17 protein-coding genes are annotated in these 12821 nt (G+C 69.1%); 2 read left to right on the top strand and 15 right to left on the bottom strand.

The genetic code is table 11. The features are described from left to right. Positions 1-21: 21 nt before the first annotated feature. The 9 genes from STRIP9103_RS11210 to STRIP9103_RS11170 form a co-directional block, all read right to left on the bottom strand. Positions 22-282 carry a hypothetical protein gene (locus tag STRIP9103_RS11210; protein ID WP_009308146.1) on the bottom strand — a complete coding sequence of 87 codons (261 nt, stop codon included), beginning with the start codon at positions 280-282 and terminating at the stop codon, positions 22-24. Next, on the bottom strand, positions 272-502 hold the full coding sequence (locus STRIP9103_RS11205) for a hypothetical protein (RefSeq protein ID WP_009308130.1): 231 nt from the start codon (positions 500-502) through the stop codon (positions 272-274). Before STRIP9103_RS11205 ends, STRIP9103_RS11210 begins: the two co-directional genes overlap by 11 nt. A 56-nt stretch (positions 503-558) precedes the next feature. Then, positions 559-1443 carry a peptidoglycan-binding protein gene (locus tag STRIP9103_RS11200; RefSeq protein ID WP_009308159.1) on the bottom strand — a complete coding sequence of 295 codons (885 nt, stop codon included), beginning with the start codon at positions 1441-1443 and terminating at the stop codon, positions 559-561. A gap of 100 nt (positions 1444-1543) precedes the next feature. After that, a complete protein-coding gene (locus tag STRIP9103_RS11195; RefSeq protein WP_009308155.1) occupies positions 1544-2191 on the bottom strand; it encodes a hypothetical protein in 648 nt (215 codons plus the stop codon). Next, positions 2188-2631, bottom strand: coding sequence for a hypothetical protein (locus STRIP9103_RS11190; RefSeq protein WP_009308153.1), 444 nt, complete (start codon positions 2629-2631; stop codon positions 2188-2190). The genes STRIP9103_RS11195 and STRIP9103_RS11190 overlap by 4 nt, the downstream gene beginning before the upstream one ends. Beyond that, positions 2624-5077: a hypothetical protein gene (locus STRIP9103_RS11185; protein WP_009308148.1), complete on the bottom strand. Its 2454-nt coding sequence runs from the start codon at positions 5075-5077 to the stop codon at positions 2624-2626. Before STRIP9103_RS11185 ends, STRIP9103_RS11190 begins: the two co-directional genes overlap by 8 nt. Next, complete coding sequence (locus STRIP9103_RS11180; RefSeq protein WP_009308138.1) at positions 5064-5903, bottom strand: hypothetical protein; 840 nt, start codon at positions 5901-5903, stop codon at positions 5064-5066. The genes STRIP9103_RS11185 and STRIP9103_RS11180 overlap by 14 nt, the downstream gene beginning before the upstream one ends. Positions 5904-6055: 152 nt before the next feature. Then, entirely contained in the window at positions 6056-7075 is a 1020-nt protein-coding gene (locus STRIP9103_RS11175; protein WP_234022175.1) for a hypothetical protein, read from the bottom strand. 98 nt (positions 7076-7173) lie between these two features. Beyond that, positions 7174-7872, bottom strand: a complete 699-nt coding sequence (locus tag STRIP9103_RS11170; protein WP_009308144.1) for a hypothetical protein — start codon at positions 7870-7872, stop codon at positions 7174-7176. Between the two features lie 100 nt (positions 7873-7972). Here STRIP9103_RS11170 and STRIP9103_RS11165 point away from each other — a divergent pair, with 100 nt between their 5' ends. Further along, on the top strand, positions 7973-8383 hold the full coding sequence (locus tag STRIP9103_RS11165) for a DUF3592 domain-containing protein (RefSeq protein WP_158696867.1): 411 nt from the start codon (positions 7973-7975) through the stop codon (positions 8381-8383). Positions 8384-8735: 352 nt separating this feature from the next. Continuing rightward, entirely contained in the window at positions 8736-9191 is a 456-nt protein-coding gene (locus STRIP9103_RS11160; protein ID WP_009308140.1) for a hypothetical protein, read from the top strand. A gap of 138 nt (positions 9192-9329) precedes the next feature. Here STRIP9103_RS11160 and STRIP9103_RS11155 read toward each other — a convergent pair whose 3' ends face one another. The 6 genes from STRIP9103_RS11155 to STRIP9103_RS11130 form a co-directional block, all read right to left on the bottom strand. After that, the gene (locus STRIP9103_RS11155) at positions 9330-9782 is read right to left on the bottom strand and encodes a hypothetical protein (RefSeq protein WP_009308169.1); all 453 of its coding nucleotides are present in this window, start codon (positions 9780-9782) and stop codon (positions 9330-9332) included. A gap of 103 nt (positions 9783-9885) precedes the next feature. Continuing rightward, positions 9886-10536 (bottom strand): hypothetical protein, encoded by a 651-nt coding sequence (locus STRIP9103_RS11150; RefSeq protein WP_009308135.1) that lies wholly within the window; start codon positions 10534-10536, stop codon positions 9886-9888. 21 nt (positions 10537-10557) lie between these two features. Continuing rightward, complete coding sequence (locus STRIP9103_RS53430; RefSeq protein ID WP_009308158.1) at positions 10558-11019, bottom strand: hypothetical protein; 462 nt, start codon at positions 11017-11019, stop codon at positions 10558-10560. Positions 11020-11084: 65 nt separating this feature from the next. Then, positions 11085-11372, bottom strand: a complete 288-nt coding sequence (locus STRIP9103_RS11140; RefSeq protein WP_009308139.1) for a hypothetical protein — start codon at positions 11370-11372, stop codon at positions 11085-11087. A 217-nt stretch (positions 11373-11589) separates the two neighbouring features. Next, positions 11590-12168, bottom strand: a complete 579-nt coding sequence (locus STRIP9103_RS11135) for a phage tail tube protein (RefSeq protein ID WP_009308150.1) — start codon at positions 12166-12168, stop codon at positions 11590-11592. 228 nt (positions 12169-12396) lie between these two features. Further along, positions 12397-12804 (bottom strand): hypothetical protein, encoded by a 408-nt coding sequence (locus STRIP9103_RS11130; protein WP_009308142.1) that lies wholly within the window; start codon positions 12802-12804, stop codon positions 12397-12399. Positions 12805-12821: the final 17 nt, after the last annotated feature.

Below are 12821 nucleotides of genomic sequence, written 5' to 3'. Positions count from 1 at the left end.
CCCCGCCCCACCCCCACGCGCTCACCTACCCGTCGACGCCGACCACACCGTCACCGCCAGTGCCGCGCATGACGTCAGGGCCGCCAGGGACGGGAGGGGCCAGCGGGTGCGTTCGAGGGCGTCCAGGCGGTCCTCGTGTTCGGAGAGGGTCTTGTCGGTCTGGTCGGCCCGTTGGAGGAGGAGGGCCAGATCGCCCCGGGTGGTGGCGAAGCCCACGTCCACGGCTCGGCGGAGGCGTTCCAACTCCAGGGCCACGCCCGCGCGTTCGTCGTCACTCACCATCGGCGCCCTCTTCGGCTTCGGCCTTGAGCCACGGTGGAAGCAGTCGTTCCACCGCAGGCATCGACATCAGGCGGCTGAGCGCGGTCGCCGCGGCCACCAGCGTGGCGTAGCCGGGGAGGTCGGCCATCCCGGGGCTGTCGGCGAGCAGCGGGACGGCTGCCGCCACTGCCAACAGGGCCTGGAACGCCGTACGCACTGCTCTTCGGTTCGAGTCGGTCATCAGGTTTACCTCAGTCTTCCCAAGTCTTCTTATGGGTCGTCCGCTCCACCCCCTCCTCACACCCTCGGGACGCGCAGTTTCGCCCAGCTCGTGGGGCCGGGGATGCCGTCCGCGTCGGTGCCGGAGTAGCCGAGCTTGTGCTGCCAGGCGGCGTAGGAGCGGCGGTCGGCGGCGGTCCAGGTGGGGCCGGGGGCGACCTCGTAGCGGCCGCAGCCCTCCGCGACCAGCCGCTTGCCCATGGCCGTGATGACCGCGCTGCGGCGACCGTTCGTGAAGAAGGCGGCGCCCGGGAAGGGTTCGTAGGCCGTGACGGACGTCCCGCTTCCGCTACCGGTCCCCGTCCCGCTTCCCGTCGCCGGCTTAGCCAGGCGCTTCGCGATTCTCGTCCGCATCGACGCCATCGAGAACGTCGGGTCGATCTTGCGGGTCGTCCACTCCTTGTGGCCGATGACCCGGCCGGCGCCCCAGCCGTGGGCGCGGCAGACGGCCGCCGCGACCTTCTCCACCGCCGCCAACTGGGCGTCGGGGTACGGGTCGCGGACGTTGCCGAGGTTCTCGATCTCGAAGCCGTAGAAGTGGACGTTGCCGTCGACCGCGTCCGAGCCCGGGCGGGAGGGGATCGACGTGCCGTTGCGCACGGCGTTGTACGTGGCCGTCGCGCCACGGCCGGCGTGGTTGGTGCGGCCGTAGCCGATCAGATGGACCGTGCCGTCCTTCGCGATCACCGCGATGCACAGCGGGCCCGGCAGATCGGCCATGCCGTTGCGGCACAGCGAGACGCTGTTCGAACCGGCCGTGTGGTGCAGCATCACGCCCTGGGCCGGGCCCCAGGCGCCTACGGCGTTCCGGTTGTGCGTGGACCAGTTGGCGTACTCCTTGATCGTGACGCCTTCGGCACGCAGCGCCGCCTCGAAGGCGGCGGCGGAGAGTGGTGTGGCCATGGATGGCTCCTCAATGACACATGGAAAGCCCCGGTTCGCCGCGAGGAAGTGCCAGGCGGCGTACCGGGGCTGCTGTTGAAGTGGAGAAGAAGAGGAAGGGTCAGTGGATCGGATCGACCCTGATGAAGCGGTTGTCGTAGTTGGCGGTGTTCGAACTCGCGGCCGTCCAGTACGTCGGCGTCGCCGAGTAGGTCGTGCCCGAGGTGAGACCCGAGACCAGGAACTGGCTCGACGTGGAGACGCGGTCGGTGCTGAGGAGGATGGCCGCCCGGTCGATGGAGGACGTCAGGAACACCGAGTTGTCGGAGACCTTCTTGATGGTCGCGCCCATGTAGCAGGTGCTGGCCGTCGAGTTGAACATGTGTGCGCCCACCGTGACGATCACCTTGCCGGTCGTGGGCGCGACGAAGGCGGCCACCAGCGGGTCACCGGTCGCGCTGGTCAGGGTTTCGATGGCGGTCGTGGACGTCGTCGTACCGGCGTCGTTGTTGTAGAGGAACACCGGGACCGGGGCGACCGGCGCCCACACCGAGCCCGTCCAGTGGGTGAGCTGGCCGGGGGTGTCCAGCCACGCGACCATGCCGCGCGCCGGGGAGGTGACCACGGCGTCGCGGGCGCCGGCGCTGCCGAAGCGCATGACCGTACGGCCGTCGATCCCCTCCGCCAGGGACTGGAGATGGAGGGGGAGGTTGGCCGCGTCGGTGGGCTGGGGGTAGGGAAGGCCGTTGAGGGGGGTGTAGGCGGTCATGCGGTGGCCTCCGGGGTTGTCGTCGTGGTGGTGTCGGTGTCCGTCTCGGCTGTGCCGGTGGTGTCGGTCGGCGCGGTGGCTGTCTCGGTCGTGTCAGCCGTGTCGGCCGGTTCCGTGGCCGTTCCGGCGTCCGGGTCGGTCTCCTCGGGCGGCTCAGGCTCCTCGGCGACCGTGCCGACCCGGCCGGTCGCCTCGGGCTCGGCCGCCTCCTCGCCCTCGGTCGGGTCGGCGGCGCCGCCCTCCTGAGGGTCGGCCGCCGGAACGCCCTCGGTGACGGTCACCGTCACCGGCTCGGCGGCCACCACCGTGCTCTGCTGCTCCTTCGCCTCGAAGTACGCCGTCAGGCTCGTCGCCACGGCGGACGTCACGGCGGAGGCCAGCTGGAGCAGCTGCGCCTCCGCCAGGACGACGGGCACGGTCTCCGTACTGCTCTCAGACATCTGCGGACTCCTTGATCTCTCCCCAGGTCAGCCCGGACGCGGTGAGGGCCGCGAGGGTCGGGAAGGCGCTCGTGACGGAGGCGTACGTCGCGTACGTCACCGTCGCCGGACTGCTCGGTACGTCCCGGGTCAGCCCCTCGTCGGCCGGGAGCGCGCCGGGGTCGACGCCGCGCAGCGTCAGCGTCTGCTGGACACCGCCGTCGGCCGTGGCCGAGGTGCGGATGCCGATCACCCAGGCGAGGGTGTCGAGCACGGCCCCGGTGGTGTCCACCACCCGTACGACGTCGCCGAGTTGGATGCGCGGGTCGTACAGCACCTCGACGTCGCCGATGACCGGGACGGGGAGCACCCCGGCGGCGCGCATCGCCTGGGCGAGGGCGAGCGCGGTGCCCGCGTCCTGGACCCAGTCGGTGGCCTCGGCGGTGTACTCCTGGCGGCCGTAGAACTTCTCGCTGGCCACCCCGTCCTCGTCCGGGTCCTCGGTGGTCGGGGCCAGCATCGCGATCGCCTGCCGTTCCACCGGGTCGGCGGAGGGCTTGCGGGTCTCCAGGTAGAAGGACGGCGTGCCGGTCTTCGTCGCGGTGTAGAGCGTCCTGGTGTCGCGGTTGCTGAAGCGGACCACCAGGTAGCCGTCCTCACGGCGGACCATGAGGTCGACCATGCCCTTGACGGCGGTGGTTCCGGCCGAGGTGGTGGCGAAGCGGACGTTCGTGCCCGGCGTGATGATGGTGTCGTCGTCCGTCGTCGGCGGATCGACGTCGTACTCGTCGTCGGACAGCAGGTACTTGACGGTGGTCGTCTTGCCGGCCGCGATCGTGCGGACCACCTGGTCGGTGAGCGTGGTGCCGACCGCCGAGGTGATGCCGGTCCAGTCCTTGTACGGCTGGATGCAGTAGTTGCGGCAGGCGTCGATCTCCTCGGTGGCGGTCAGGGACGCGATCTCCCGGACGCTGGTGAGGGTGAGGTCGGCCGTCGTCGGCTTGGTGGCGAATCGGCTGTAGTTCTTCCAGCGGAAGACGCCGCGCTCGTCGATCTCGGCCGTCGACATGCTCGCCTTGGCGATCTGCGAGATCACCTCCCACTGCGAACCGCTCACCCGGGGCAGCGTGTACAGCGGCAGGATCACGTCGTCCAGCTCGACGCTCTTGGTCCAGCCGTACACCGTCCCGGACTGGGCGAACTCCTCAGGCTCCGGCATGCCGGACACCCCGCTCGACACCTGCACGCACTCGGTGGGCATCTCGGTGATCAGGGTGACCGTCTGCAGCTCGGCCGGCTTCTGGATCGCGGTGGTCTGCGTCAGGGTGGACGCCCCGCCGACCAGCTGGGTGCCGTCGGGGGCGGTCAGCCGGGGCTGGATGGTGGTGCCGGTGCCGGTGCACTCGAAGTAGGCGCCGATGTGCCAGACGCCCTTGAGGCCCAGATAGCCCCGCTGGGTCTCACCGCGCCAGGACCACTGGCTGAACCAGCCGCCGGTGGCCGAGTCGTCCATGGAGACCAGCCGCACCCACTCCTCGGCGAAGTCGACCTCCACCTTCAGCTGACCGGTGGTCGCGCCGTTGCGGTTCAGCTCCAGCTGGAGGACCACCTTGTCGCTGTTGCTGCGGGGCGCGTCCCCCTCGGGGTCGATGTCGCCGTACGAGATCGCGTTGTTCACCCACAGCTCGGCGAGGATCCGGCACGGCACGGTCGAGGTCCCGGGCACGGTGATACGGCTGCGCGGGGTCCAACTCGCCGTGATGGAACCCGACTTGGGCACGAGGGCCATCTCGTGCGGCGCGCCTTCCCGGCTGAAGACGTAGGTGCTCGGGGCGGGCACGCTCGCCGGCTGGCCGTAGGGCACGCTGAACCCGCCGTGCAGCGAGGCGTACACGAGCGTGAGCGGCTTGCCCTCCTCGAACGTCGGGTACCGGGGCGGCGGGCAGGCGTACAGGCCGCCCTGGCGCAGCAGTTCGGAGACGCACCAGGTCGCGGACGACACCGGGCGGCTCAGCCGGAACCCGGCGTCCGGCTTCGGCAGCACCGCGGGCCCGCGCAGCCGCTCCGCCCCGTCCAGCGCCGTGATCTGCACACTGTCGGTGCCGGAGGTGGCCGAGCGGGAGCGGATGGTGCCCCGGAAGGCCGGGAGCTTCGCGCCCCCGACGCCGTTCTCGTGGACGACGGACTGGCCGGGTCGTACGACGTCCCCGGTGGTCCGGTCGGCCCACGGCGAGTACAGCTCGGGCGCCGACTTCCCGGCCGTACCGGACAGCTCCACCTGCAACTGCGCGGCCGAGGAGCCCGAGAAGGCCCGCATCGCCGCCGGCAGGTCGGTCGCGTACGACCGCTCCAGCTGCCATGACTGGACCTGCGCGGAGACGTCCTTGCCGCCGAGGCGGGTGGTGTGGGTGGTGGTGCGCTCGCCGGCCGCGAGCGCGGAGACGGTGGCGTCGTCAGCCGACTGCACTGGACACCTCCACGAGATCGAGACTGAAGTTGCGGTACGGCAGCGGGCGGCCGGGCGCGTCGCTGTACCCGGTGACCGCCATCGGCGGCAGCCCGTCACCCGGGACGCCGTCCGCCGCCGTACCGCCGTACGTCAGACAGGCACCGGCGAGGGAGTACGTGCCGACCGTGCCGGGCTTGGCGGTCGGCGTGACGTACGCGGCGCCGGCCGGGACGGTGCCGGTGACCAGCGGGCCGGTGGCCGATGCCGTACTGATGTAGGAGCCGTCGGCCTTCTTGAAGTCCAGGCCCACGCTCGCCGTGCCCAGCGCGGCGAGCGCGGTCGGCGCCCGGAACGACACCTGGAGGCCGGGCGACACCGGGAAGTTGCTGACGGTGGCGACGCAACGCCAGGCCACGGCGCTGTTGGTGTCCGCCGCGGTGAACGTGAAGGTGCCGGGTGCGGTGGTGCTCTCGGCGACCGTGCCGGTGGTGGTCTTGAACCACCGGGCGAGCCCGGTGATGTCGGTGGCGCCCTTCGTGCCCTGGCCGAGGGCCTGACCGGCGGTGAGGACGTTGCCGGCCGCCGGGTCCACGAGGAACACCGTCGCCGGGACGGTGGCGTCGACGCGCCGCGCGATCCGGTCGAGGGCGCGGGCGTGCGCCGGCGGCAGCAGGTCCCAGGCCAGCTTGATCCGACGTACGGGCGCGAGGTTACGGGTGACGGTGACCCGGCCGCCGAGCGACTTGAACTCGCTGACGCCCAGGTCGGCGGTGCGGTCGAAGGACTTGGCGGCCTGATCGATCTCGTACATGGAACCGGGCGGGCCGATCCAAAGGTTTCCCATGGTTTCCCCTGGTGGTGGGTGGATTTCGAAGGCTGGTGGGGTGGGCCGGGGCAGTCGAGGGCATGAAAAAAGCCGATGGCCGTGACTGCCATCGACTGCTGCTGAACCCTGTTGTGGTCACCGTCGGCGGGTTGCCGCTGAACCTGGTGCCGTCATCGCCGCGCGAGCTGCCGCTGTCCCAGGAACACGGCGCGGGCGATCTCCTGCGAGTCGACCTGAACGACGACGGGGCGGTCGGCGAGGCGTTCCACGGCGGAGGCCAGAGTGCGCAGGCCGCCGCCGGAGCCGAGCATCCGCTCCAGCTTGGAGAGCGGGATGACGGCCTCGTGCTCACCGGCCTCACCGAGCAGCGCGAGGGTGCCGCCGGAACGGGGCTGGACGATGCCGCCCTTGGCGAGCGCCGGCACGGGGAGGGTGGGCAGGTTGAACTGGAAGCCCCGGCCGCCGATGACCGGCACCCAGTCCGGGACCTTGATCTTGACCCGGTTCAGGGAGCCGATGAGCATGTTGAGCCCGCGGATCAGCATCCGCGAGGGCAGCATGAACCCGTTGACGACGCCCTTGAACAGCGGCCCGAGCATCTTCGCGGCCGACGACGAGGCGCTCTTGATGGCGCTCCAGGCGGCGACGAGCCCACGTTTGACGAGGGCGGCCACCTTGTCCATGTTCACGAACTGGGCGATCAGCGGCCCGAGCAGCGTCATGATCAGCCCGAACGGGCTCGCGGCCATGGCCAGGTTCAGCCCCTTCTGAGCAAGCGAGGCCCCCTTGAGCCCCTTGCCCAGACTCCCCATCGACTTCCCGCCCTTGTCGGCGTTCTTGCCGGCCTTCCCGACCGACTTCTCGACGGCGTCGGCCTGCTGCTTCACACCCTTCAGCGCCGTCTTGGTGCTGTTGGCCGAGGCCTTCAGCTTGTCGAGCGACGACTTGAACTTGTCGGCCCCGCTCTTGGCCTTCCCGACCCCGGTGTTGAGCCCACTCGCCTCGGACTTCACCTTGTCGAGCCCACTGCCGCTCTGGGCGGCCGAGGTCTTGAGCTTGCCGAATGCCGTATTGAGCTGATCGGAACCGGTCCTGACCTTCGCGAGAACCGGGGTGGCCTGCCCGGCCGACGTCTTGATACGGCCCACCGCGGTGTCGGCGGTGCCGGCCGCCTGCCGCAGGGTACCCATGCCTCCCGCGGCCTGCCCGAGAGCGGTGCGGAATCTTCCGAGACTTGCCGATGCCTGATTCAGGGAACTAGCGAGACCCACTTTTCCTCATCTCTCCTTCACAGCTGACTGTTCAGCAGGGCCAGTTCGCGGCGCGCCGCGTTCGCGTTCTTCGAGATCTGCTCCCTGGCTTTGTCGCTGGCGCTGCTCGCCGTCGCCAGATCTCTGAGTTCGCGTCGGGCCTGCACGATCCTCGTGCGCTTTTTGTTGATCTTCTCCAGTTCCTCTTCGATGTCGTCCCTGAGCTTTTGAGCCTTTGCCTTCTCCTTCCCGATCTCGGCCCGAAGACTGAAGGCCTCCTGTCGCAGACGGTCGCCGTCCGGTGAATTCCCCGCGGCTCGCGTCAGCTGGCCGACCTGGTTGCGCTTCTGCTGCATCGAGTCGAGCTTCGTCCGCAGCTCGGTCAGTTTGTTCTTGACTTCTTCTTCCTTCTTCAGGGCCTTGTCCTGGGCCCGCTGCAGCCTCTCTTCGATCCTCTTCTTCTCGTCCACCCACGGCCAGGTGAACTTCTGACGGCCGAAGACCGTCATTCCCTTCTCGTCCATCTTGACGAGAGTGAAATCGGCCTTGATGGCGGTCACACCAACGGCAAGCGCGGTCAGGGACCCCTTGATGAATTCCACATCACCCTTGATGAGGGTGACGCTGTGACTGAGGCCGATGGCCGTTTTCTTCAGCCAGAACGCCTCGTCCTGGGTGAAATAGGTGTTGTACGGACCCACCTTCGCGGGATCGTCCCCGGTCGCATATTTCGCCATAGAGACACCTCATTCCTGTTGGTTTCTTGTGGAGTGTTGACGGCCGGTTGCCCGGCTGGCAGGATCTGGATTCCCGATGGGGAGACATATGGGGGATCGGATGCATCCTGCTGTTTGGATAACCGGCATCGCGGCAGCCGTACCGCTCCCGTTCTTCCTCGTTCCGGGGATTCCCCTGTTCAAGCGCCGACGGCTCCGCCGCAACGGTGTGGAGACCCAGGGGACGTGCGTCGATGTGCGTTATGACGAGGGGGCGTATTTCGTTCGGTACACGTACCTCGACCCACAAGGAGGCACGAGATACCGCACGACGGAGGGGAGCCAGCGGCCGTACGGGCGGGCCGGGGAGCCCGTGTCCGTGGTCTATGACGCGCGGAAGCCGGGCCGTTCCATGCTCGTGGAGGAATCGCGGCGACGCGGATGGGCCGTGGCCGCGCTGATCGTCACGTTGGCCGTCGAGTTGCCCGCCCTGGCCCTGTTCGTCGTCTGCGCCACCTATTACGAGTGGTGATGACACGGCGCCTATGACGAGTGGTGAGGGCGCGGCGCGGCAGGAGGGCCGGTATGAGCGCGCTCGCCGAGTGCTGACGAGAGCAATCGGCCGGGAATCCGGTCTGTCGGGGAAGCTCCGGAATTGTCGCCCTGTTTGCCTGGAAGGTCTCAATCCGCTTGCGGCGAAATGTACTTCCTTCGCAATGTGCGCCCGTGACGTGCACAGATTCGTCGAGTATCCTCCGTTTGCCCGAAAGTCGCAGGTCAGGGTCGTATTGCTGGAGCCGGCCGTAGGGGCGGGACATCGGTCCGAGGGGGGACCGATAACGGGGATGAGTGGCCTCCTCCGGGGGGCGTAACGGGGGTAGTGCGTGGACGGGGAGCGCGGTACGGAGGTTGCGACGGGCGAAACGGCTCCGGATGTGGATGTCGCCGTGCTCGTCGAGGAGTTGGTCAGATTGGTCAGGGCGCACGGGGGTTCCGAAACCGTGCTGTTCACCGCCGCCGAGGTGGAGCGGCGGGAGTTCGCCGCTTATGCGCACGGCTGGAACGACGCCATCGCGTCGTTGCCTCCGCAGTTCCGGCGGCCGGAACTCACGCTGGTGGAGGGAGGCGCCGTCATCCCTTTTCCGCGAGGGCGACGGGAGGACGCGGATTCCGCCGCCGTAGGCCGTGAACCCGACCCGCCCGAAACACCCCGAGGCGGCCCGGAATCCACCCGGCCCCGTTTCGTCGCGAAGAGCGCTCGATCGAAGTCGCCGACCATACCGAAGCTCGAACGCGGATCATCCCGGCGGCCGGACCGCCGGGATTTTTTTGACCATTGAGCCCCGGTTCGGCCTGACGTTGACACGTGTGTCCGCCGAACCGTGGACACACGAGTGTCCCGCCGCGCGGCTGCTTGGCGTCGCCTGTACCGCCGGTATCGCCCATGCGGCCTCTATCGCCTGTACCGCCTGTACCGCCTATAGGTCGCCGTCCGACGGATGCGGACGCGCGCTCGGCGGATGCGGATGCGGGTGGGGCTGACTCTGCGGCTGCGGCTGAGGCCGCCGCTGAGGAGGCTCGGGCGTGGGTGAGGTCGGCGGTGGGGTCTGTTGCGGGAAGGGCAGGATCTTGCCGACCGAGTCCCGGTGGGGCGGTGTCCCGTAGCCGTCGGTGCCGCCATGGGTGCCCGTTCCGCCGCCGGGGCTGCGGAGGGCGGCGGCGGCCCGGCGACGCTGGTCCTCGTGTTCGCCGCGGTCCCGCCACCCCTTCGCGTACGCCGTGAACTCACGCTTCTCGATCTCGGTCCGGGTGGTGACGACCAGGTCCGCGGGTACCGCCCGCTGCATGCGTACGGCCAGCACCTGCCGCAGCTCGGCCTCGGCTCTGTCCAGCTCGACGCCGCCCCACGCCTCGCCCTCGTTGTTCGTCACTCGGCCCCCACTCCCAGACTTCACACACTTGCTTCGAACATATGCTCGATAGCACCACGCAGGATACCCGAACTGCCTGTGGCGGCCAGGACAAATCGGAGGGTCATGCCACCTCGTACGTACCTCCGACCCGGATGATGTTGTTGCTCGCCCAGGCCGACCCGAGCACTCCGCCGCTGCCGACCTGCGAGAGGTGGGAGGTCGAGGTCGAGGCCGGGCCCCACAGGGTGTACGTCGTCGCGCCGGTGCTCGCGGTCGGCTGACAGCTGATCACCGCGCGGCCCGAGGCGCTGGTCGCCACCCCGAGGTGCTGCGGCAGTCCGCCCAGCGCGCCCGCCTTGACCGGGTACGAGAGGTAGTAGTTGCCGCTGCCGTACGTCGTCGTGGTCCCGAACTGCATGAGCAGGGTGAAGTGGCAGGTCTTCCCGACGATCGCGTACTTGCCGGTCAGCGAGCCGTTGCCGATCGCCGGGTTGGTCGTCTCGGCGGTCCAGGCCGGGGTGTACGTGTTCCAGACGCCCATGGCGACCCACTCGGAGCCCGTGTAGTAGCTGAGCGTGCCGGGAGCCGTCAGCCAGGCGACCATCCCGGTGGCCGGGGTGGTGATCGCGGCGTCCCGGTCGGCGGCGGTCGAGTACCGCAGGACCGTACGGCCGTCGACGCCCTCGGCCAGGGACTGGAGATGAAGCGGAAGGTTCGCGATGTCGGTGGACTGTGGATACGGCAGCCCGCTGAGCGGGGTGTAGAGGGTCATGGGGTGGATTCACTCCTCGACTCATGAGAAGAACCGGGCGAGTTCGATTGCTGACGGGTTCCGCGCCGGTGCGTCGGCCGACGACGGTGACGGGGCGGACGACGGTGACGGGGCGGACGACGATGCCCCCGATGCTCCGGTGGACGAGGACGGTGACCCGGCGCCGGTGTACGGCGGACCGGTCTCTTCCATCCCCGTCCCCGCCTCCGTTCCCGTCTCCGTCCCGGTCTCCGTCCCCGGGCGCGGCACAGGCCGTGGGTACTCCAACGGCTCCGCGTCCTCGTCCCGGTTCACCGTCGCGAACATCCAGTTCGCCTCCGAGAGTTGGTCGACGACGTTCGCCAGCAGATAGTCGGTGACGGACCAGTTGGCGGCCTCGCCGTGCAGTTCCTGGAGGGTCGCGCTGTCGCGTGGCAAGTACTTGACCAGCACCGACAGCCGGCGTGAGGAGAGCCGGCCGCGGTGCCAGTCGAGCAGGTCCACGCCGTAGTGGCGGAGCAGATCCGCCTCAAGGGCCTCGGCGTGTTCATCGACGAACTCGCCGAGGCTCAGCCTTCCCCCAGGCCGAGCCCGGTCTCCTTGCCGTACGCCTCCATGATCGCGGCGATGTCCTGCATGGTGACGTCGAGCCGGTCGAAGCGCTCGTACTGGGCGTCGCCCAGCAGTGCGCGCAGCAGGCCGTCCACGTCGTTGTCGTCGAGGTCGCGCAGGGTGCGCGCGGTCTTGCGGGTCAGCTCGGTGGGCAGCGTGAAGGTGTCCCCGTCGATGGTGAACGACCAGACACGCCCGAGCGCCTCCTGCCGCTGGGCACGGGCGGCGCTGACGTCGAATGCCATGGAGTAACTCCCTGTGAGTGATGGTGATGTGGTGCGGTTCAAGAGGTGGGGGTGAGGGGGAGAGGGGGGTGAGGATGGCGCGGTACGGCGGGTGGGACTGGGGAAGGGGGTGGGGGTAATCAGCCCCACCGCCGGGGGAGGCCCCGCCCGGGGTCGCCGGGCGGGGCGATGGCTCAGGAGCGGTGGCTCAAGAGGCCTTGGCTCAGGAGGCCTTGGCTCAGGCGGTCGCCCCGTACGCCGGGTCCTTCATCAGGAAGGTGGCCAGCGGCTTGGTGTTGTCGACGGCCAGCGCGGTGAAGGTGACACCGAGCTTGATGGAGGCGGTACGGGTGAGCGACAGCTCCTCGGTCTCGGTGACCTGGCCGCGCGAGATGACGAAGCGGTACGTGATGTCCGTACCGTCGCTGAACTCGATGCCCATCGCCTTCTCGTTGAACTTCGGGTCGGCGGACAGCTCGTACTTGTAGAGACCGGAGCCGGTGGTGGTCTCGGCGACGGCGTCACCGCCCATGAAGAACGGCAGGGTGTCCTCGTTCAGCTGGAGCAGCTGGAACTTCACCGTCAGGTCGCGGTCCGAGTAGATGAACCGCGCCGGGGAGACGGACTGCCAGGTCTCGACCGGGTCGAGCTTGTCCTTCTTCGCCAGCTTGATGCCGTCCTGCGAAGTGAAGCCGAGGTCCTTCCACCCGGCCCCCCAGGCGGAGGTGACATCGGCCGGGGCGGTGGTCCCCACCGGTGCGACCAGAATCCGCCCGGTACCGGCGACACGAATCTCGTTGGCGTTGGTGCCTGCCATGCGTAACTCCTTGAGAGAGATGGATGCGACGAAGACCCCGTACGAGTTGACGGGGCCTTGGGAGAGGGGCTGAACTGCCGCGTCCCGAAAGGGGCGCGGGGCTGTGTTCGATAGGCGGCTCCGCCGCGTGGGCGCGATCGACCACCGACAACCCGCACTCGCGAACTGCCGTGGTGGACCGAGCTCTTGGGCGGGGCGGCGCTCTTGGACGGAGCCTGACGCGGAGCCCTACGCGGGACGGATGTGCAGTCGAACGGTCGCGTAGTAGCGATTGGCGGCAGCCCGATTCCAGTCGGGCAACCACCGCGGCCCATCAGCCTCCACCACATCGGAGACAACCGCCGTCCCATGGACGGTGCCCCGCAGCGCGAGCACCGCGGAACGAACGGTCAGGGCCAGGGTGTGGGCCGCTGTTTTACTGGGCCCATAGACCTCGAAGTCCACGAGCGGCTGGTCCAGATGCAGATCGTCCACCCAGGCCCCGCCGGCGCGGGAGACCAGGACGACCTGCTGGGTGCCATCGAAACCGCTGGGCGGAACGTTGTCCACGGTCGCGGAGGCGAGTTCGGCGCGGTCGGTCAGGAAGTCGACGACGAGTCGTTCGACATCCGGGAAGGTGACCGTCGGATCGGCCACGGTAAGACCTCCCTTCT

Origin of the sequence: Streptomyces ipomoeae 91-03 (genome assembly GCF_000317595.1) — a bacterium.
Lineage (GTDB): Bacteria > Actinomycetota > Actinomycetes > Streptomycetales > Streptomycetaceae > Streptomyces > Streptomyces ipomoeae.
This window is presented reverse-complemented; position numbering and strand designations above follow the sequence as displayed.

Excerpts from the sequence above, each read along its gene's own strand:
- STRIP9103_RS11210 (WP_009308146.1), bottom strand. The coding sequence starts at position 282 with ATGGTGAGTGACGACGAACGCGCGGGCGTGGCCCTGGAGTTGGAACGC.
- STRIP9103_RS11205 (WP_009308130.1), bottom strand. The coding sequence starts at position 502 with ATGACCGACTCGAACCGAAGAGCAGTGCGTACGGCGTTCCAGGCCCTG.
- STRIP9103_RS11200 (WP_009308159.1), bottom strand. The coding sequence starts at position 1,443 with ATGGCCACACCACTCTCCGCCGCCGCCTTCGAGGCGGCGCTGCGTGCC.
- STRIP9103_RS11195 (WP_009308155.1), bottom strand. The coding sequence starts at position 2,191 with ATGACCGCCTACACCCCCCTCAACGGCCTTCCCTACCCCCAGCCCACC.
- STRIP9103_RS11190 (WP_009308153.1), bottom strand. The coding sequence starts at position 2,631 with ATGTCTGAGAGCAGTACGGAGACCGTGCCCGTCGTCCTGGCGGAGGCG.
- STRIP9103_RS11180 (WP_009308138.1), bottom strand. The coding sequence starts at position 5,903 with ATGGGAAACCTTTGGATCGGCCCGCCCGGTTCCATGTACGAGATCGAT.
- STRIP9103_RS11175 (WP_234022175.1), bottom strand. The coding sequence starts at position 7,075 with ATGGGTACCCTGCGGCAGGCGGCCGGCACCGCCGACACCGCGGTGGGC.
- STRIP9103_RS11170 (WP_009308144.1), bottom strand. The coding sequence starts at position 7,872 with ATGGCGAAATATGCGACCGGGGACGATCCCGCGAAGGTGGGTCCGTAC.
- STRIP9103_RS11165 (WP_158696867.1), top strand. The coding sequence starts at position 7,973 with ATGCATCCTGCTGTTTGGATAACCGGCATCGCGGCAGCCGTACCGCTC.
- STRIP9103_RS11150 (WP_009308135.1), bottom strand. The coding sequence starts at position 10,536 with ATGACCCTCTACACCCCGCTCAGCGGGCTGCCGTATCCACAGTCCACC.
- STRIP9103_RS11140 (WP_009308139.1), bottom strand. The coding sequence starts at position 11,372 with ATGGCATTCGACGTCAGCGCCGCCCGTGCCCAGCGGCAGGAGGCGCTC.
- STRIP9103_RS11135 (WP_009308150.1), bottom strand. The coding sequence starts at position 12,168 with ATGGCAGGCACCAACGCCAACGAGATTCGTGTCGCCGGTACCGGGCGG.